Source organism: Nonomuraea terrae, assembly GCF_004348995.1.
Lineage (GTDB): Bacteria > Actinomycetota > Actinomycetes > Streptosporangiales > Streptosporangiaceae > Nonomuraea > Nonomuraea terrae.
Genome location: NZ_SMKQ01000007.1, coordinates 96,209 through 114,158, shown reverse-complemented (window position 1 = coordinate 114,158; position 17,950 = coordinate 96,209). Strand labels below are relative to the sequence as shown.

Here is a 17,950-nt window from a genome sequence, read left to right as displayed (position 1 = left end):
GGGGCGGCACGGGGTCGGCGTTCCCTTCGGCTGACGTGGTGCTGCCTTCGGTCACGTGACTCCTTGCGCGGTGGCGGGAACGACTGTTGATCAGTTACTTACCGCATGTGCTGGCGATCCGGACAGACATGCCAATCTTGTGATGCCTGCCTGCACGGGGGGCGGTTTCGAACTCGGATCTCGTCTCCTGTTCGTCCTGCCGCATGGTCCCGGTTGCGTGCTGACGATCAGCGCGCTGCCCGCTCGCGCCGTCGCCGGGCGGCGCGGATCTCGGCGTCGGCGACCTTGTCGTCCAGCAGCGCATACAGCTGCGTCGTCTCGGCAGAAGCGTGGCCGAGGCGGCGGCGGACGGCCTCGATGGAGACGCCGGCGTTGATGAGTTCGGTGGCGTGGGCGTGGCGCAGCTGGTGGATGTCGATGTTGACGCCGGCCTGCGCGCAGTAACCCTGCCAGCGGTGGTGGGCGGCGTCGTAGGACAGCGGCCCGCCGCGGCCGTTGATCGAGGCGCGAAACAGCGGCCCGGCGGTGTAGCCGGCGCGGGCCAGGTAGAGCTTGAGCAGGGCGACGTAGCCGCGGTCGTCCAGCAGCACGGTGCGCACGCTGCCGCCCTTGCCGCTGATGCGGACGTGTTCGTCGTCCAGGCGCAGGTCGAGGTCTTCGACGTACAGGCCGCAGACTTCGGAGGCGCGGGCGCCGCCCACGTAGGCGGTCTCGAACAGCACCCGGTCGCGCAGCCGGTCCAGCGGCAGGTCCTTGCGCGGTCGCCGGGTGCAGATCACCTCCAGCACCTTGGCCACGTCGGCGGCCGCCGCCGGGCGGGGCAGGTTCTTGGGCACCTTGACGGTGTCGATCCGGTCCATCGGGTTGGCCTGCAGCAGGTCGTGGCGGACCGCCCACTTGGCGAAGGAGGCGACGGCGGCGCGCTTGCGCTTGCGGGTCGAGGGCGCGAGAGCGGCGATCTCGGCCAGGTAGGCGCGGACCGGCGCGGCGGTCAGCTCGCCGAGCTCCTCGCCGTGGTGGCCGGCGAACTGCAGCAGATCTCCTCGGTAGGCGCGCCGGGTGTGCGCGGAGGCCCCGGCGTTGGCCAGGTCGGTGAGGAAGTCGTCCAGGGGCGCCGCCAGCGGGTGCGCGTGGCCGAGCTGCTCGCTGATGACCGGATCCATGCCGCCCGCCCTCCGCCTTCTCGGCCCCGATCGGCCAGGTTGCCAGACAACCGGGAAACGAAGCGTCCGCTCCGGAGACCGGCCGCCCAGCTCGCACCCGGCCTGTGATCACTATCTTGCCAGATAACGTCGCTTATCTAAGAACCGGTCGCGCCCCAGGTCCACCAGACGCCCAACGGCCCTGGGTGCACTGGCTACGTCGGTCTCACCTCACCGGATGCCGGTCTCGTTCGACACCAGCATCGATGGGGGCGTGCCGGGTGTCGATGTGCGTCGACACCGGGGGTAACGCGGTAGTACCAATCCTGGCTTATATAAGTCAGACCTGGTATGCTTCTGGTTCGTGCACGCGTTCGACATTCTCGGCGACCCTGTGCGCCGGCGCATTCTGGAGCTGCTCGCCGAGGGTGAGCAGACCTCTGGAGCGATCACGGACGTGATCCGGGCTGAGTTCGCACTGTCCCAGCCGGCGGTTTCCCAGCATCTTCGCGTTCTGCGTGAGAACGGGTTCGCGTCGGTCCGGGCCGAGGGGGCTCGCCGGTTCTATGCCGTCGACCCGACGTCCCTAAGCGAGGTTGACGTGTGGTTGGACCGGTTTCGCGGGTTCTGGGATCAGCGGCTCGATGCCCTGGGCACTGAGTTGGCCCGAGGCAGGCGTGCATCCCGGTCCCGGGCTGGCCAGCAGTCCGACACGCGCACCGACGTCGGCAAGGCCGATCCGCCAGTGAAAGGAACATGACATGAAGGACGTGCTGGACGAACTGGCCGCTGCGCGCCGGACGGTGGGAACAGCGACTCTGCCCGCCGGCGACGCCTACACGATGGAGTTGCGGCGTCGCTACGACGCGCCGGTCGACGACGTGTGGAACGCCATCACCGACCCTGAGCGGCTGGGCCGTTGGTTGAAGTCGGTCACCGGAGACCTGCGGCTCGGCGGGTCGTTCGAGTTGGACGGTGGTGAGCACGGGGAGATCCTCCGGTGCGAGCCGCCGCGTCTGCTGCGGGTGTCCTGGCTCTTCGGGCCGGACGCCGACGAGTGGCCGGGCACGAGCGAGGTCGAGGTGCGCCTGTCCCCGGGCCCTGCCGGGGACACCGAGCTTGAACTGGTCCATGCAGCGGCCGTCGGGGAGCCCATGTTCCCGACCTACGGCCCGGGTGCCGGCGGTGTGGGCTGGGACCTGCATCTCCTCACGCTGGCCCGGTTCCTGGCAGACGGCGAGACCCTCGATCACGAGGAGTTCCAGACCTCGCCCACAGGGCGCGAGTTCGTTCGGCGCAGCGCTGCGGCTTGGGGCGAAGCTCACCTGGCCGCCGGTGGCGATCCGGATCACGTGGCGGCCGGCGTCAAGGCCACCACCGCGTTCTACGCCCCCGGAGGGAACGCTTGATGAGGTACACCACCTCGATCGAGATCGCCCTGCCGCGGGAGAAGGTGCTCCAGATGCTCGCGGACCCGGCGCACATGCCGAAGTGGCTGCGGGGCCTGGTACTGCACGAGCCGGTGGACGGAGCGCACGGCCAGCTTGGCACCACCTCGCGAGTCGTGTTTCAAATGGGGCAGCAGAGGATGGAGGCCACCGAGACCATCACGCGCCTGGAACCTGAAGACCTGCACGCCATCCCCAGTTCTGTCGTCGTGCACTACGACCGCGAGATCGCCGGCGAGGGCATGTGGCAGGCCCAGCGCGACCGGCTGATCGCAGCCGGTCCGGACACCACGCTGTGGGAGAGCGAGAGCGAATTCCGGTTCGACGGATTGCTGGTGCGGTTGGTGGGGCTTGTGATGCCTGGCTCTTTCCGCAAGCAGTCGCAGCAGCACATGGAGGACTTCAAGGCGTTCGTAGAGCACGGGACGGACGTCCGCCAGTCAGCCGCAGACAAGAACGAGGCCCTCGACGACAACGACAACCGCTGAACGGCCCGGCGCAGCAGTGCCACCGTAGACGTGCGGGCGCTGGCGCGTACCGGCGGAGGGGCACTGGACCCGATCGTGGTCAGTCCTGTTCGTCGTCTTCGGCCGCGGCATCGCGCAGCGGCCGCAGGTTCCCCGGCGTCTCCGGCCGGGTGAACGGGTAGCTGCCGTGGAAGTTGATGTGCTCCCAGATCAACGGGGACAGCCGGGCCCGGATCTCCGGGCCGATCGACAGTTGCCCGTCCGCCTGCAGGGCTTTCACGGCCGCGTCGATGTAGAGGCTGTTCCAATAGATGATCGCGGTCAGACCGAGGCCGAGCGCGCCGAGCTGGTCTTCCATACCCTTCGCATAACCCTGGCGCAGCTGGCCGAGGTTGCCGAAGAATACGCGCCGGGCCAGGCCGTTGCGGCCCTCGCCGATGTTGAGCTGGGCACCCATCATCCGCCGGTAGTCCTCCAGGTGGGCCACGTGCAGCAGGTGCATCGACTTGAAGATGCGCCCGTAATGCGCGAACGCCGACCCCAGCCCGGTCAGGCGGCCATCGGCCGACAGCATCCGCAGCAGGTCGTAGGCGCGCACCTAATTCGTCACCAGCGACCCGGCCACATGCAGCATGTCGGCCCAGTGGTGCCGGATGACCCGGACGTTCACCTTGCGCAGGCCCAGATCGTTGAGGTGCCGGTAGCCGTTGTCGGCCTTGGCGACCGGCTGGCCGGCCAGGCCCACGTCGGCCAGGTCCAGCCGCCACATCTGGGCGTCGCCGATGTCGGCGATCCTGGGGGCGAACTGGTAGCCGCAGATCGCGAACAGGCCGAACACGATGTCGCTGTAGGAGGCGGTGTCGGTGGTGACGATGTCGGGCTGCTCAACGGCGTCCAGGCGGTGCAGGGCATCCAGGATGAACAGCGAGTCCCGCATCGTCCCCGGCACCACCAGCCCGCCCAGGCCCATCACCCGGTCGTTGACGACCGCGAGCCAGGTCGAGCCGCGCGAGCGTTTGCCGCGCCCGAAGTAGACCGGGTTCGGCCGGGCATGCAGCGACTTGACCGGGACCACGAACCGCAGCCCGTCGGCGGAGGCGACCAGGCCGCCGCCCCAGTCCTGCACCGCGATCGAGATGTCGCTCTGCGCGGTCACCAGCGTCGCCGACGCCGCGGCCAGGCCCTCGTGGTGGAAGTATCCCTTCTCCACCCCGAGCAGGCGGCTCAGCGTGAGCGCCGGCTGACCGGGCTTGACCACCGGGACGAATCCGACGTTGCAGGAGCGGGCGACCAGCACGCCGGCCTGGCTGATGTCCAGATCGGGGCGCCGCGCCTCCGACCCCGACAGGTGCGGCATCACCTCGAAGTACCCGGTGTGGCCGTTGACCTCCAGCAGCAGCTCCGGATAGTCGATGCGCGGCAGCATCGCCTGCACCGCGTTGTGCACCGCCTGGTAGCCGTCCGGCAGCGGCAGCGCCTCCAGCTTCTCCAGGTTCAACCGGCCGCCCTTGACCGTGACGGCCGGGTTCGAGGCGACCTGCTTGTAGGCGGCGTCCAGGTCCTCGGCCAGATCCTGCAGATGGCGGGCCGGGTCCATCTCCAGGCCGAGCGCGGTCAAGACGCTGTCGCGGTGCACCTGCCATACCGGCTGCGGGATCAGCTTGCCGCGCGGATCGCCCCATCGGTCGGCGCCGATCGCGTACACATCGCGCCGCCGTAGCGCCCCATGCAGGGCCTCCAGCAGGCAGAAGGTGTAAGCGGCGCGGTCGAGCGAGCCGTCGGGCAGGTTCGGGTTGTGATACACCAGCCGCCGCCACGACCCGGTCACCAGGCCGTCGTGCTCGCGCATGTGCTCGACTCCGGCGTACTTGCCGCGCGCCAGCAAGGTGGGCAGGTCCTTGACCGCCTTCACGATCGGCGTCCCAGCCGGGGTGCAGCCCCACGGGATCGCCTGAGCGAGGGAGTCGACGAACGGCCGGACCGTCTTGAAGCGGGCGATCAACTCCGCCCGCCACTCCAGATCGTCGTCGTTATCCTCGCCCGGCACCAGCTCGGCGATCAGATCCAGCGCCGCGGTCAGCCGCTCCTTGGAGATCACCTGCTCGATCCGGCCGACCAGATCCGCCGCCCGCGTCGGCCCCTTCTCGGCCTCCAGCGGCGTCTCATACACGACCGCGACCGCCGCGGCCAGGTCAGCGGCGGCCTTGCGGAGCCTCGGCAGCGACTGCAGCTTCTGCTCCCGCCCCGCCCGGGCGGCGCGCGACAGCAGCCTGGTCGCCATCAGCACGTCAAACAGCAGCAGCGCGTCGTCCACCGACGCGCCCTCCAGATGCCGGACCGTCGCCAGCAACGTGGCCGAGCGGCGCATCGCCTCCAACTGCTTGATCTTCGGAGCCTTCGCCGACATCCCGTACGCGGCCAGCTCGGCCAGCTTCACCGGCGCCACCCCCAGGGTGTACCGCGCCGCCGCCCAGCGCCCACACCGCCTCAACCCGCTCCAGCGCCTTGCCCTGCCCTATCCCGGACACGTCCGTCACCGTGGTGCGCATCCACTCCAGCGTGGAGACCCTCCGGCCGTCGGGGACCTCCAGCGTCTCCAGCAGTTCGCGCCGCAGTTCCACCGGCGTCCGCTCGGTCAGCACAACGTTGATGGCGTCCAGCTCGTCCGTGCGCACATCGCGTACCAGCCGCTCCAGCACGGTGATCCCCGGCAGCACCACCTTGTTGTCGATCAGCCACACCACCGCCCGGTCGAACAACTTCCGCCGCGAGACCCGGAAGTTGCGCACCCGCGATCCCAGGAACGTCAGCAGATCGTCCTGGGCCTCGGCGAACTCCCGGTACTCCAGCAGCTCCCGGATCTCGCCCTGATGGTCCCACCGGGTCTGGGCCCGCTCCGGATACAGCTTGAGGCACGACGGGTCCGCCACACCGATCTGCTCGGCCACGTAGTACACCGCCACGTGCGGAACATCCCGCGGATCAAGCAGGAACGTGCCGAGCATCCGCACGGTGCCCCACTGAACCGCCCAGCCCAGCCGGTTGTGAGGACCACGCTTGTCCGCCACCTTGGTCAACGCCGGGGCGTCCAGATAGAAGAACCGCTCCAGATCAGCTGGCGACGGCGCCGCCGGAAACCGGCCATACCGGCTTACCTGCTCATCGGACAGATACTCGGCCACACGCCGCGAAGCTAAACAATCAACCGCTGGTTACCGGCAAGTACACCCAACCTGAGACCTAGATCGTTGAGCCATGCTCAGCGCACCTGTGCTGACCTGGGCAAAGTCCTTAGCGTTGTTTTCTGAGGAAATAGTCCCAGCACCCCGTCTCGGCCAACCGGCTTATAAATGATCTTTGGGGCGGGCGGCCGCCCGGAAATCCTGCCGAGCCCGAGGCATGAAAGGGCTCGGTCAGCATCTCCCATAAACGACCGTTTCTAACAGTTGCGCCGTGTGCGGGTGCGACCTTCCTGCCGTCCTTATCGCCCTACCGAGCTGAACGGCCGCGCGTCGCGCGCTTCTGCTGTTGCACGCCGGATGTCGTCGGTGATCTACGTCTCGAACGTGCCACTCGCGTGGCGTCGGCGTCCACGGAGGGTGGTAGCGTGACTGTCCGAGCGATGACCAGTTCGCTCACGGAGATCTAAGGAGGTGTGTTGATGACCGTCGTGGAGACGCCCGCTGCGTGCGGTGCCCGGATCATCCTCGCCTCCCGGGCCTCGTCCTGACCTTCGCCTGCCTTCCTCCCTCCTAGGGAGTGTTCTCGGCACGCCTGTCGTCCGGCGGGGCCCCCGTTCAAGGGTCTCCACGTTGTTTCATCAACCCACTTCATCCCCACCTGCTCTCTCTCCTCATGAGCGCGTCCTGACTCTGGCCGACTACGGCTGGGACACGGAACGTGAGCGCTCCTTCGCCCCGTCGCGGGCCGAGGGACTGGTCCCGGGCCGTGTCGTGCGGGCCGAGCGCGGCCTGTGCGACGTCATTGCCGAGACCGGCCCCGTCCGCGCGGTGGTCCTTCCCTCGTCGGGCACCGGTGATCGGCTGACGCCGTGCACCGGCGACTGGGTGGCCGTCCGGCCGGCAAGCCCGGCGACCTCCGCCACCGTGGTGGAGCTGCTGGAGCGCCGGACCGCCGTGGTCCGCTCCACCTCCTCGCGCACCTTCCAAGCCCCCGGTGCTGGCCGCGAACGTCGACTGATCTCGGCGAAGATCACCGAGCTGTCCGGGGACTGCCGCTTCGCGGACTGCGCCCACACCACCGAGCCGGGCTGCGCGGTGCTGGCCGCCGTCGAGGGCGGCTACCTCACCCGGCGGCGCCTCGACAGCTACCACCGGCTGCAGCGCGAGAACACCTATGCCGCATCCCGCACCGACGCGCGGCTGCGCGCCGAGCTGGAGCGGCCGATGAAGCAGATCGCGCGCCAAGTGCGCGCCCTCAAGCAGTCCCCCCACTTCAAGGCATGACGGAAAGGAATCAGGTCATGGACCTTCCCCGCATCTTCACCATCCGCGAGAGCAACCACCGCATCCACAACCCGCTGACCGCGGACAAGTTCGCCGCCCTGGGCGAATCCCTCCGCCTCGCCCCCGGGACACGGGTGCTCGACCTGGCCAGCGGCTCGGGCGAGATGCTGTGCACCTGGGCGCGTGACCTGGGCTTCACGGGCACCGGGGTGGACATCAGCACGCTCTTCACCGAGCAGGCCCGGGCCCGCGCCGCCGAACTCGGCGTCGCCGACCGGGTCGAGTTCCTCCACGGTGACGCAACCGGCCATGTCTCGGACGAGCCCGTCGATCTGGCCGCCTGTGTCGGCGCCACCTGGATCGGCAACGGCGTCGCCGGAACGATCGAGCTGCTCCAGCGCAGCCTCCGCCCCGGAGGAATGATGCTGATCGGCGAGCCGTACTGGCGGCAGACCCCTCCGGACGAGGAGACTGCCAAGGCGTGCCACGCCACCGCCATCGCCGACTTCCTGGAACTCCCGGAACTGATCGAGCAGTTCCAGGAACTCGGGTACGACGTCGTGGAAATGATTCTGGCCGACCAGGACAGCTGGGACCGCTACGCCGCGGCCCAGTGGCTCACCATGCGCCGCTGGCTCGACCAGAACCCGGACGACGAATTCGCCCCCGAAGTACGGGAAGAACTCACCACCGAGCCCGCCCGCTACGCGCGCTCCACGCGTGAGTATCTCGGCTGGGGAGTCTTCGCCCTCATGAAGCGCTGACAACCCCGTCCCGTGCGGGGCCCAGATGTCATACCGTCCGGGCCCCGCACGGAACACTTCATCACCGCAGTGCTCAAGCCGACGGCAAGAGCGAGCCGACACCCACTCCCTCCTTGCAGGCCCCGACCTCCTTCCGGGCCGGGGAGCCCGGCGCTGCGAAGCTCGGGGTATGGCCGTCAGGACGCCTCCCCGCCCGCACGTGCCGCCGCCAACTGTGCGGCCCCCGCTTCGGGCCCGGTGCGAGGACCGGGTACCGCTGCCACCGGCCCTCCGCTCCCGAAGCTGACCCCAGCCCCAAAGTAGGAATCGATCTTGGGGTGCAGCGAAGGTAAGCCCAAACCCACAATTGTGATCTTGAAGGGGCGTGGGTTGCGATTTGGTGACTACGGGCGGGTACGTCGGGTCGCCGCTACGGTGGGCGTGGTTCGGGGGTGAGGCCCGCCCGCGCCGCGGTCAGCGGGCCAGGGGGATGATCCTGCGGAACTTGCCGCCGACCGACTGCTCCGGCGGCTCCTCGGCGCGTTCCAGCGCGACGTGCTCGGCCCTGTGCTCGGCCAGCAGGCGCGAGATCTCTTCGCGCACGGTCCGCCACACGTGATCGGGGTCGGCGCCGTCCGCCTGCCTCAGCCGCACGCGCAGCGTGGCCGGCGCGCTCTGCACGACCTGGAACTGCGCGATGCCGGGGACGCGGTCCAGCAGCGTGCCGAACGCCATGGGGGAGATGCGGACGTGCCCGCCGCCGGCGGGGAACTCGAGCATCTCCGCCGCGCGGCCCTGCACCTGGACGGCGGGCAGCGGGCTGCCGCACGGGCAGGCGTCGGGCCGCACCAGGACGTTGTCGCCCATGTCGTAGCGGAGGATCGGCTGGACCCGGTTGGCGAGATTGCTCAGCAGGACGGTGTGCGAGGGCCGCCCCGGCGGGACGGGCCGGTGGTCGGCGTCGACCGGCTCCAGCACCACCCAGTCGGCGTTGACGTGCAGCCAGTTGTGCGCGCAGCCGTAGGCGAGGAAGCCGCACTCGGTGGCGGCGTAGGCGGAGCGGACCTGGGCGTGGAACGCGGAGGCGATCCGGGCGCGGTTCTCCGCGGTCAGCGCCTCGCCGCCGGCGATGACCATCCCCGGGTGGATGTGCAGGCGGCCGGCCTCCTGCTCGCCGGCCAGCAGCCCGAGCATGCTGGAGAAGCCGGCGAGCGAGCTGGGCTTGTACCGGTTCAGCTCGGCGGCCAGTTCCGGCAGCGGCTTGTGGATGGAGAACTCCCGCAGCATCCAGCCGAGCCGCGGGTGGTCGCGCCGGAACCGCGCGGCCCCGGCGACGGTGGAGAAGTGGCCGGGCGGCGCGGAGACGATGGCGGTGCGGCCGGCGCCGCGCATGAGGCGCACGAGGTCGCCGACCCCCAGCCCGGCTCGCGCGCGCTGGCCGACCGCGTTGCCCACGGCCAGGCTCCGTTCGTCCTGCAGGAAGATGCCGCGCAGCCCGCTGATGCCGGACGTGGTGGCCACGAGGTATCGCCCCTGGAAGCGCTCGCCCACGAGGGCGGGGTCGGCGACTAACTGCCGGGCCTTGGCCAGCGTCACGTCCGGGTCGGTGACCCAGTCGTCGAAGCGCGCCATGAGCGCCTGCTTGCCGGTGACCGGGAGCCGCGCCGGGTCGTCGATGCCGTGGGGCAGCGCCCGGTACAGCTCGCGGTAGTAGGGTGAGTGGGCGCGGGCGTAGGCCACGGCCTCGGCCAGGCGGGCCCGTTGCCGCCGCGCGATCCCCTCGGGGCCCTCGCGCAGCGCCCGCCGCGCGTCGCGGGCCAGGCTCCGCTCGTTCTCCGTCATGACGGGTCGCTCCCTTCTGCGGCGTGCGCCGGTTCGTCTTCTTCCGCGGCGTCCGCGCGGACCGAGAGCAGGCCGCGCGCGGCGACGTCGAGGCCGTGCCGCGCGGCCCGCCACAGCTCGTCCTGTGACCGGCCGAGCTCGACGCTCGCCAGGCTCGCCTGCTGGACGGCGCCGATCAGGGAGCCGGTCATCGCGGCGGCGGTGATCGGATCCAGCCGGTCCGGGAACGCCTTCAGCAGTTCGCCGGCCATCCTGCGCTGCAGGTCCAGCATCAGGTACAGCCCCTTGGCTTGCAGCGCCGGCGTCGTCATCATCAGGCGGACTCCCGCCGACAACTGCTCGGGCTCCTTGCGGGGCACCTCGGGGCGGCGCCGGGCGGCGTACTCCTGCACCGCCCTGGCCAGCAGCTCGCCCGGGCCCTCCTGCGGCCGCGGCGCCGCCAGCGCGCCGAGCAGCAGGCCGAAAATGTGCTCGGCGTCGGCGAACACGACCTCGTCCTTGGCGCGGAAGTAGTTGAAGAACGTCTTGGGGTCGACGTCCGCCGCCACGGCGATCTGCGCCACCGTGGTCTGCTCATACCCCTGTTCGGCGAACAGCCTCATCGCAGCGGCGATGATCCGCTGCCTGGTCAGCCGCTTCTTGCGGTCGCGGCGCGATTCCTCCATGCGTAAAATATACATCACATGGAACTTTCCAGATACTGGAGAATTTTCGAGCCGGCCGACGCGGCGTGTCGTAGCCCAGGTCCTCGGCTTCCTGGAATTTCGCACGCCAGTCGGATCGGGAAGAGCCGACATTGAGCAGACTGACCCCGCATCTGAATGATCGATCGTTCATGACAACCTCTTCTTGATATTTCCGCACGTCAGACACCGATGGTGCCGCACGACCACGAGCGGGACCGGTGCGGGCGGCTGCGCGGTGCGCCTATCGAAGGAAAGGACTGCTGTGATGCAGATTGGTCTCTCTTCCGCACCTGCACACGCAGGCACATCACATCGCCAAGACCGCGTACTACGCCGCCGAGGCGGAGAAGGCCGGCGCCGACAGCCTGTGGTTGGGCGACCGCAACATGGCCGCGGTCAATCCGAAAGTGGGGACCCGCGGGATCGGCACCACGATCCCGGTCGAGTACAACACAACGGCCGACCCGTTCGTCGTGCTCGGCGTGGCGGCTAGCGCCACCGAACGCGTCACTCGGCACCCATGTGCTGATCGCGCCGTTGTACCCGCCGGTGCAGCTGGCCCGGTCGCTGACCTCGATCGACCTGATCAGCGGCGGCCGCCTGATCCCCGGTTTCGGCATCGGCTGGTCGCCCGAGGAGTACGAGGCCACCGGCTCGACTTCGCCACGCGCGGCGCCCTCATGGAGGAACTCCTGGACGCGCTGGAGATCCTCTGGACGAAGGACCCGGCCGAGTACCACGGCAAACTGATCGACCTGCCGCTCCACCACTCGCCGCTGAAGCCCGCACAGCGGCCACGCCCGCCGTTCTACCTGGGCGGATTCGCCGAGGCCGCGCTGCGGCGCATCGGTAGGCGGGGCGACGGCTGGCTGCCCCTGGTGACCGTCCCCACCTTCGTGAACACCGACCTGCTGCTCGCGCAGCGCGCCACCATCGACGAGGCGGCACGCGCGGCCGGCCGCGACCCGGCCGCGATCGACACGGTTCTGCGGGTGAACGTCGACCGAGGCATCCCCGCACGTCAGACCGTCAACGCCGTCAAAGCCATCGCGCAGGAGACCGGCATCGACCACTTCCTGATCGAGCTGATGTACGTGGCCGACAACACCGACGAGGCGCTGGAAAAGGTGCACGAGCTGATGCCGCTCTTCGAGCGCGGCTGATCCCCTTACGGATCGAGCCGGACTCAGGTCGCCGGATCGTCCTGCGGCTGCTCCCGGGGAGGACGCACTCTCCCCCGGCTCGGCGATCGTGCGACGCGCAGTGCGGCCAGCAGCCATTCGAAGGCCGGGACCGCCGGTGGGGATGGTTTTTGACCCTTGAGGAGGCTCAGGAGCTGCCAGTACCGCTCCACTTGGGGCTCGGCGACCATTTCCAGCCACGTGATCAGGGCGGCGGTCTCCTCTGCGGGAAGATCGTCGGGGATGATCCGCTTCAGGATCAGGCTCGCCCCGGCCGACTCCGGCGCGATTCCACGCGACAGAGCGGCGCATGCGTGCTCCAGGACCAAGGGGCGGAGGGTGAGGCCATACTCCAGGCGGTTGTTCTCCTCGCCGCTGAGAACCATCCGCCGGACCGTCTGCTGGAAGCTCACGTCGCCCGCCAGCTCGGCCAGTTCCACCCACGCGTTGATCTGTTCGGGGGTCGGGTCTTCCGGGAGATCGGACGGGAGGTCGCGCATCCATCCCGCGACGAGTGTGGCGTCCTCGTCCACGACGCCGGCGAACGCACGGTCAACGAAATCGTCGATGATCTGCTGACGCTCCCGTGCCGACAGCCGGGCCAGCGCGTTGATCAATGCAGGACCAGGTCCAGCCGCGCGACCGCCTCCGCGTCATAGAGCCGGTACCCGCCCTCCGACCTCCGCACCGGCGGGACGACGCCGCTGTCGGACCAGAAGCGGATCGTGCGCGCCTGCAGCCCCGTACGCTGGGCCAGCTGCCCGATCGTGTAAAGACCCGTCACGTCGTTCATAGCTTGAATCTGGACCTTCCACCCGGTGGAACCTCAAGCGATTTGTCGGAGATTCTCGCCGTAGAGCAGCCGTGGACGGGGTTTCGGTAGCAATGAAGAAATTTCCAACGAAGTAACGTCTGACCTGCGATAACGGAGGGCCGCGGGTCGAGGAGCCCAACCGGGTGTCGTGTCCGGGCGTTCGTTTGACGAGCGGTTCGTTGAACGCTTGGACCGCGCCTTGGGGCTGGCCGCAGTGGCGATCGTGGCTGGGTGCCGGTTATTGATGCGGGATGTCGATGCCAGCCGCGCGCAGTTTCGCCTCGACCAGCGCGTTCAACCGGGCGATGGCTGGCGCTTGGTCTTCCCGGTGGTGGTTGACCAGCCCGTACCGGGCGGCGGCGTCGGACTGGTTCTGAGACCCGGTGGGCGGTGCCAGCAGCGCGCGGTCGGCCAGAAGCTTGTCGGCCAGCGCGGACGCCAGTTCCTCGATCCGCGGGTCGTCGGGATCCCAGGACAGCGCATCGACGCCGCGCTTGGTCAGCTCGACGAGTTCGGGATCGTCAAGCGAGTGTTCGAGCCGGGTCACGAAGCTGTCGAAGATCTCCGGAACCAGGGCCCGGGCCAGCAGCAGAGCCTCCCGTTGGGCGGCCACGTAGTCGGGGCTGAAGCCAAGTTCGGCGAGTCGGTCCAAGACCGCGCAGGCCCGGTCGGGTAGCAGGGCCCGGTCACCGTGGGCGAGCCGGTGCAGCGTGTCGCGGCGCGCGATCAGGTCCTCGATCCGTTCGGTGAGCCGCCGCTCGACGTCGTCCAGGGACGCGGCGAATTCCTCGGGATCGGAGTCGAGCAGGTCACCGATCTCGGCCAGCGGCACGCCGGCCTCGGCCAGCGTCCGGACCTGGACCAGCCGCAGCAGGTCGGCCGACCGGTAACGCCGGTAGCCCGACCCGTCCCGTTCCGGCTCGGCGACCAGGCCGAGCCGGTGATAGTGCCGCACGGTCTTGATCGTGACGCCGACGAACGCCGCCGCCTGACCGATCGTGAGCCCGTCTGCCATCGGCTTAGCGCACCTCCAGGTCGCGGGTGGCTGCGGTCGCGCACACCGCGTCGGCGACGGCCCAAACGTCCGGGCGCGGGATCGAGCCGTGGTCGCCGGCGACCTTCGCATTCACCTTGAGGTACGGGTGGCGGGCGATCATAGGGCGAGGGTAGCGCGCAGCTGTTCCAGTCCACCACCCGCGCCGGACCGCGGCCCAACCGCTGGCCCAGGCCCGGGGACGCCTGAGATCGCCGCAGATCAGCTCATGATCGCGACAGGGTTGACCTTGACCTTAGGGCAGGGTGCACGCTCATCGCATGGCCGCCTCGAAGGGGCTGGTAGCCACGAGGGCCGCCGTGAGATCGAACGCTGGAGACAAGGAGATTCATGATGGGACAAAGCAACAGCGGCTTCTCCGATGCGGGGCTGCGCAGACTGCGCGAGGTGCTGGCACGCCATGTTGAGTCCGGAAAGATTCCCGGGCTGGTCGCCTTGGTCAGCCGGGGAGGCCAGACGCACGTCGAAGCGCTCGGGACGATGCGGCATGACGGTGGCGCGCCGATGCGCCGGGACACGATCTTTCGGATGGCGTCGGTGTCCAAGCCGGTCACGATGGCCGCGGCGATGGTCCTGCTCGACGAGTGCCGGCTGCGGCCGGACGACCCGGTCGATGAGTGGCTGCCCGAACTCGCCGACCGGAAGGTGCTGAAGCGGCCCGACGGGCCGCTGGAGGACACCGTGCCGGCCCACCGGCCGATCACCGTACGAGACCTGCTCACCTCAACGTTCGGGCTCGGAATGGATTTAGAACTACTGGACTCCCCGATCAGGGCCGCGATTTTCGAGGCGACCGACTACGGCGTGGCGTCCGGACCGGCGCCCGAGCCGGACGAGTGGATGCGCCGCCTCGGCGAGCTCCCACTGTCGTACCAGCCCGGACAGCGGTGGCAGTACGACCTCAGCCACGAGGTGCTCTGCGTGCTCGTTGCCAGGGTCACCGGCCAGTCGTTCGGGACGTTCCTGCGCGAACGCATCCTCGATCCGCTGGGCATGACCGACACCGGTTACCATGTGCCCGCCGACAAGATCGACCGGCTACCACCCCTGTACGGGCCCGACCCGCAGACCGGAGAGTTCCTCGTGTGGGACGAGGCCGCAGGCGGACGGGTCAGCCAGCCTCCGGCATTCCAGGGCTGCGCACTGGTCTCCACTGTCGACGACTACCACACCTTCTTCCGGATGCTGCTGAACAACGGCATGCACCAGGATCGGCGGATCTTGTCCCGGCCCGCCATCGAGCTGATGACCACCAACTGCCTCACGCCCGAGCAACAAGCCGCCCGCGACACCATGTACAGGAACATCGCCCATCTGTCGGCCGGGCTGGCGTTGCACGGCGGCTGGGGCTTCGGAATGGCGGTGCGCACCTACCGCGGCGACTACGCGCCCATCGGCCAGTTCGGCTGGGACGGCGGAACCGGCACCACCGTCTACGCCGACCCGACCAACCAGCTCACCGGAATCCTGCTCACCCAGGTCGGGATGTCCACCCCGGATCCGGCGCGGCTGTTCCACGATTTCTGGACCACCCTCTACCAGGCCATCGACGACTGACACCGAGCGCGGACGCCGGGCCGAGCAGGCACAACCGGTCGACGATCCCGTCGGGGACGAAGTCGGCCAGGGGGCAGTCTGCTCGGCGGTGGCCCGCATGGTCGGGTGTTCATCTAACGAGCATGTCACCGAGCAGTGGCATGATGATGCCCCATCAGACCGTACGGACGAGGGAGAGGCCTGCATGACCCGGCTGACGCCCGAGATGACCGACCGCCTCGCGATGTTCCGCGAGCGTGCCCTCGTGGCGGGAGTGCCCGTCGACGAGGTCGAGCGGTGGGCGGGACTCGCTCGCCCGGCGGTGGTCCTCGCGCCGACGGGAGACGAGCCAGAGGCCGGATGGTTCGGTGACGAGCGCCGACCCGGCCCCGGTCCGGACGGCACGTACTCGGCGACGCGGGAGCGGCGCCGGGATGAGCACCACCTGATCGCGACGGTCGACCTGTCGGCGATCCCCACAGGCGCGACCGGTCTGCCGCTGCCCGCCGACGGCCACCTGCTCTTCTTCGCGACCCCTGAGATGGGCGACGAGGACGGCTTCGGCTCCGTGGACTACCTCCCGGCGGGCACCGGGCTCGGCGACCGCGCACGCGAATACAGCGACTACGAGAACGACGAGGTCCCGCTCCGCGCCGGCGTCGGGACCCACGTGGACCTGGAGGTCGGCCTGCGTGAGATCGACCCGCTGCGCCCCCAGTCGGTGGTGACGCTACCCGACCACGAGCCGACGTATTACGCGGCCACGTTCACCGATCCTCTTGCCGCGCGGTTCGAGAACACAGGACGGCTGCGCCAAGCCTGGCACGACACCCGGTGGCCGGGCGGTTGGCCCGGGGCTCACCTGCAGCTCGGAGGCTGGGCCAGTGCCCGTGGGCAGGAGTTCGGCGACCCCGTCCGGTACGCCGCGGCCTTCAAGAACCGCGCCCGCGACGAACTGGACACCGACGGCTGGGTCCTGCTGGCCCAGTGGATCGGGTACCTCGACCGGATATCCCTGTACTGGACAGTCCCGGCAGCCGACCTGGAAGACCTCCGCTTCGACCGAGTCCAGGTCATCCAGCACTGGACACCCTGAGCTCTTCTCCCCGAGCCGTTCGCCGACTTGCTGCGGGCCTTCGCAGCGCGGCGACCGAACCCTGACCACCGCGACCAATCCCGGGGCACGCTGGCTCTTCCCCGGGCGCCGGGCTGGCCAGCCGATGGGCACAAGCGCACTCGCTCACCGGATGCGCAAGGAGGGGCTCCCGACCTTCAACGGGCGCACCGCCGCTATCCGTCAACTCGCGCTCCAGGCACCGGCACCGGTCGTTGCCCGGATGCTCGGCTACCACCACGTTCACATCACCGCGCTGGCCGCTGAGACGGGGAGCCCGTGGTCTCACTACGCCCCCAGCGACCACGAAGAGTGATTAGGAGGGACGGCCCGCCGCCCCGCGGCCGCCGACATCTGCCCGCACACCGGCCGCGCCCGCCTCGGCTACGACCGCGCCCGCCTCGGCTACGACCGCGCCCGCCTCGGCTACGACCGCGCCCGCCTCGGCTACGACCGCGCCCGCGTCCTGCTGGACAAGTACGCCGGGCTCGACCTGCACCAGCTGCGCCACAGCGCCGCCACCCACCTCGGCGAAGCCGAAGTCCCGCTGCAGCTCATCATGGGCAAGACCCGCCACAAGAACCCCCGCACCGCCATGCGCTACGTCCAACCCGGCGCCGAAGCCATCGCCAAGGTCACCGAGATCCTGGCACCCCGCCGCCGTACCCACTGAGCAGCGATCTCTCAGGTAGGGCAGACACTGCCCCTTTCTCTGGTACTTGGGATGGCCCCCTTCTCGTCTTCCCCGGCCGCCGGCCGGTACAGCCGTGCCGAGCCGACGTTCGGCCCCGGCCACACGAACCTGCACGGCCCCCTCGCGAATGTGCAGCCGAACACGATGAGGAGCCTGCCCGCATGAGCGGCGCGGCGGGCGACTTCGACCACCAAGGTCCTTTACGGGGGCAGCATGGTGCACCTGAACCCGGCCCTGGTCGGGGAGATGGTCGCCGCGGCGCTGGCTGCCCATGACACCGTCATCACCTACACAGAGCGGAACCTCCGCCAGATGTGGGAGGACACCCGCTTCCGCGAGGGGATCGAGCGGCGCATTAGGGAGCAACTGCTCGGCAAGGTGGTCGAGCAGGGGGTGCGTGCCTGTGGCGCTGCCCACGCCGACGTACCACTACTTCGCCGAACCGGGCTGGTGGCCGTTGCGCGACATGCGGGGTCAGCCCGTCCTGCCGGAACTGGTGGAGTTGGGGCGCCCTGGGAGTGGGTTGAGGTCGAGCTGTCCGTGCCCGCGCGACGAGTCGGCTCGCTGGAGCAGCGGGCAGCCACGCCACCCACGGCCAGCGTGGTGAGCCTCCAGTCGGCGCCCAGCCGAAACCAGCCTGCGCGTCCATCGCCCTCGGGTTCAACCTCGCTGAAGAACCTTCGCCGCGAGCATCCCTGAGTTCAGCATCGGATGTGTGAAACTCGCGTCCGATGCGAACCCGGATGGACCGCCACCCCTCCTT

The 17,950-nt window shown here is 69.4% G+C and carries 17 protein-coding genes and 3 pseudogenes; 10 read left to right on the top strand and 10 right to left on the bottom strand.

Annotation, left to right across the window (positions count from 1 at the left end; translation table 11 throughout):
- Positions 1-227: 227 nt before the first annotated feature.
- Entirely contained in the window at positions 228-1,163 is a 936-nt protein-coding gene (locus E1286_RS04830) for a tyrosine-type recombinase/integrase (RefSeq protein WP_132609049.1), read from the bottom strand.
- Positions 1,164-1,506: 343 nt separating this feature from the next.
- On the opposite strand from E1286_RS04830, the gene E1286_RS04825 reads away from it, so the two are divergent.
- The 3 genes from E1286_RS04825 to E1286_RS04815 are packed head-to-tail and all read left to right on the top strand — an operon-like array spanning position 1,507 to position 3,078.
- Complete coding sequence (locus tag E1286_RS04825; RefSeq protein WP_132609047.1) at positions 1,507-1,902, top strand: ArsR/SmtB family transcription factor; 396 nt, start codon at positions 1,507-1,509, stop codon at positions 1,900-1,902.
- Position 1,903: 1 nt separating this feature from the next.
- Positions 1,904-2,551, top strand: a complete 648-nt coding sequence (locus E1286_RS04820) for an SRPBCC family protein (protein WP_132609046.1) — start codon at positions 1,904-1,906, stop codon at positions 2,549-2,551.
- Positions 2,551-3,078: an SRPBCC family protein gene (locus tag E1286_RS04815; protein WP_132609045.1), complete on the top strand. Its 528-nt coding sequence runs from the start codon at positions 2,551-2,553 to the stop codon at positions 3,076-3,078. Before E1286_RS04820 ends, E1286_RS04815 begins: the two co-directional genes overlap by 1 nt.
- Before the next feature lie 79 nt (positions 3,079-3,157).
- Here the strand turns inward: E1286_RS04815 and E1286_RS49925 are convergent.
- Positions 3,158-4,906, bottom strand: a pseudogene (locus tag E1286_RS49925) (Tn3 family transposase).
- 439 nt (positions 4,907-5,345) lie between these two features.
- Positions 5,346-6,239: a DUF4158 domain-containing protein gene (locus tag E1286_RS49920; protein ID WP_132609042.1), complete on the bottom strand. Its 894-nt coding sequence runs from the start codon at positions 6,237-6,239 to the stop codon at positions 5,346-5,348.
- Positions 6,240-6,869: 630 nt separating this feature from the next.
- On the opposite strand from E1286_RS49920, the gene E1286_RS04795 reads away from it, so the two are divergent.
- Complete coding sequence (locus E1286_RS04795; protein WP_165969570.1) at positions 6,870-7,523, top strand: ribosome small subunit-dependent GTPase A; 654 nt, start codon at positions 6,870-6,872, stop codon at positions 7,521-7,523.
- Positions 7,524-7,540: 17 nt separating this feature from the next.
- Entirely contained in the window at positions 7,541-8,287 is a 747-nt protein-coding gene (locus tag E1286_RS04790) for an SAM-dependent methyltransferase (protein ID WP_132609041.1), read from the top strand.
- A gap of 453 nt (positions 8,288-8,740) precedes the next feature.
- Here the strand turns inward: E1286_RS04790 and E1286_RS04785 are convergent, their stop codons facing one another.
- Both E1286_RS04785 and E1286_RS04780 read right to left on the bottom strand, forming a co-directional pair.
- Positions 8,741-10,108, bottom strand: coding sequence for a phenylacetate--CoA ligase family protein (locus tag E1286_RS04785; RefSeq protein WP_132609040.1), 1,368 nt, complete (start codon positions 10,106-10,108; stop codon positions 8,741-8,743).
- On the bottom strand, positions 10,105-10,773 hold the full coding sequence (locus E1286_RS04780) for a TetR/AcrR family transcriptional regulator (RefSeq protein ID WP_132609039.1): 669 nt from the start codon (positions 10,771-10,773) through the stop codon (positions 10,105-10,107). The genes E1286_RS04785 and E1286_RS04780 overlap by 4 nt, the downstream gene beginning before the upstream one ends.
- A gap of 210 nt (positions 10,774-10,983) precedes the next feature.
- Between E1286_RS04780 and E1286_RS04775 the strand changes: the two are divergent.
- Positions 10,984-11,957, top strand: a pseudogene (locus tag E1286_RS04775) (LLM class flavin-dependent oxidoreductase).
- A 23-nt stretch (positions 11,958-11,980) separates the two neighbouring features.
- On the opposite strand, the gene E1286_RS04770 reads toward E1286_RS04775, so the two are convergent.
- The 4 genes from E1286_RS04770 to E1286_RS47540 form a co-directional block, all read right to left on the bottom strand.
- Entirely contained in the window at positions 11,981-12,592 is a 612-nt protein-coding gene (locus E1286_RS04770) for a hypothetical protein (RefSeq protein ID WP_246074445.1), read from the bottom strand.
- Complete coding sequence (locus E1286_RS49915; RefSeq protein ID WP_246074444.1) at positions 12,589-12,768, bottom strand: MerR family transcriptional regulator; 180 nt, start codon at positions 12,766-12,768, stop codon at positions 12,589-12,591. The genes E1286_RS04770 and E1286_RS49915 overlap by 4 nt, the downstream gene beginning before the upstream one ends.
- Positions 12,769-13,027: 259 nt before the next feature.
- A complete protein-coding gene (locus E1286_RS04765; protein WP_132609038.1) occupies positions 13,028-13,804 on the bottom strand; it encodes a MerR family transcriptional regulator in 777 nt (258 codons plus the stop codon).
- 4 nt (positions 13,805-13,808) lie between these two features.
- Positions 13,809-13,946 carry a hypothetical protein gene (locus tag E1286_RS47540; RefSeq protein ID WP_165969568.1) on the bottom strand — a complete coding sequence of 46 codons (138 nt, stop codon included), beginning with the start codon at positions 13,944-13,946 and terminating at the stop codon, positions 13,809-13,811.
- 230 nt (positions 13,947-14,176) lie between these two features.
- On the opposite strand from E1286_RS47540, the gene E1286_RS04760 reads away from it, so the two are divergent.
- Both E1286_RS04760 and E1286_RS04755 read left to right on the top strand, forming a co-directional pair.
- Positions 14,177-15,400 (top strand): serine hydrolase domain-containing protein, encoded by a 1,224-nt coding sequence (locus E1286_RS04760; RefSeq protein WP_132609037.1) that lies wholly within the window; start codon positions 14,177-14,179, stop codon positions 15,398-15,400.
- 184 nt (positions 15,401-15,584) lie between these two features.
- Complete coding sequence (locus E1286_RS04755) at positions 15,585-16,475, top strand: YwqG family protein (protein ID WP_132609036.1); 891 nt, start codon at positions 15,585-15,587, stop codon at positions 16,473-16,475.
- 334 nt (positions 16,476-16,809) lie between these two features.
- Here E1286_RS04755 and E1286_RS49910 read toward each other — a convergent pair whose 3' ends face one another.
- Positions 16,810-17,004 (bottom strand): hypothetical protein, encoded by a 195-nt coding sequence (locus tag E1286_RS49910; protein WP_246074443.1) that lies wholly within the window; start codon positions 17,002-17,004, stop codon positions 16,810-16,812.
- Here E1286_RS49910 and E1286_RS49905 point away from each other — a divergent pair.
- Both E1286_RS49905 and E1286_RS04740 read left to right on the top strand, forming a co-directional pair.
- Positions 16,987-17,046 (top strand): annotated as a pseudogene (locus tag E1286_RS49905) (hypothetical protein); the annotation flags it as partial. The gene E1286_RS49910 and the pseudogene E1286_RS49905 sit on opposite strands and share 18 nt — an antisense overlap.
- 354 nt (positions 17,047-17,400) lie before the next feature.
- On the top strand, positions 17,401-17,886 hold the full coding sequence (locus tag E1286_RS04740; RefSeq protein ID WP_132609035.1) for a hypothetical protein: 486 nt from the start codon (positions 17,401-17,403) through the stop codon (positions 17,884-17,886).
- The last annotated feature ends 64 nt before the right edge of the window (positions 17,887-17,950 follow it).

Coding starts and splice junctions, on each gene's coding strand:
- E1286_RS04790 (WP_132609041.1), top strand. CDS start 7,541: ATGGACCTTCCCCGCATCTTCACCATCCGCGAGAGCAACCACCGCATC.
- E1286_RS04765 (WP_132609038.1), bottom strand. CDS start 13,804: ATGGCAGACGGGCTCACGATCGGTCAGGCGGCGGCGTTCGTCGGCGTC.
- E1286_RS04740 (WP_132609035.1), top strand. CDS start 17,401: ATGGTGCACCTGAACCCGGCCCTGGTCGGGGAGATGGTCGCCGCGGCG.
- E1286_RS04780 (WP_132609039.1), bottom strand. CDS start 10,773: ATGGAGGAATCGCGCCGCGACCGCAAGAAGCGGCTGACCAGGCAGCGG.
- E1286_RS04815 (WP_132609045.1), top strand. CDS start 2,551: ATGAGGTACACCACCTCGATCGAGATCGCCCTGCCGCGGGAGAAGGTG.
- E1286_RS04760 (WP_132609037.1), top strand. CDS start 14,177: ATGGGACAAAGCAACAGCGGCTTCTCCGATGCGGGGCTGCGCAGACTG.
- E1286_RS47540 (WP_165969568.1), bottom strand. CDS start 13,946: ATGATCGCCCGCCACCCGTACCTCAAGGTGAATGCGAAGGTCGCCGGC.
- E1286_RS04785 (WP_132609040.1), bottom strand. CDS start 10,108: ATGACGGAGAACGAGCGGAGCCTGGCCCGCGACGCGCGGCGGGCGCTG.
- E1286_RS04820 (WP_132609046.1), top strand. CDS start 1,904: ATGAAGGACGTGCTGGACGAACTGGCCGCTGCGCGCCGGACGGTGGGA.
- E1286_RS04755 (WP_132609036.1), top strand. CDS start 15,585: ATGACCCGGCTGACGCCCGAGATGACCGACCGCCTCGCGATGTTCCGC.
- E1286_RS49915 (WP_246074444.1), bottom strand. CDS start 12,768: ATGAACGACGTGACGGGTCTTTACACGATCGGGCAGCTGGCCCAGCGT.
- E1286_RS04830 (WP_132609049.1), bottom strand. CDS start 1,163: ATGGATCCGGTCATCAGCGAGCAGCTCGGCCACGCGCACCCGCTGGCG.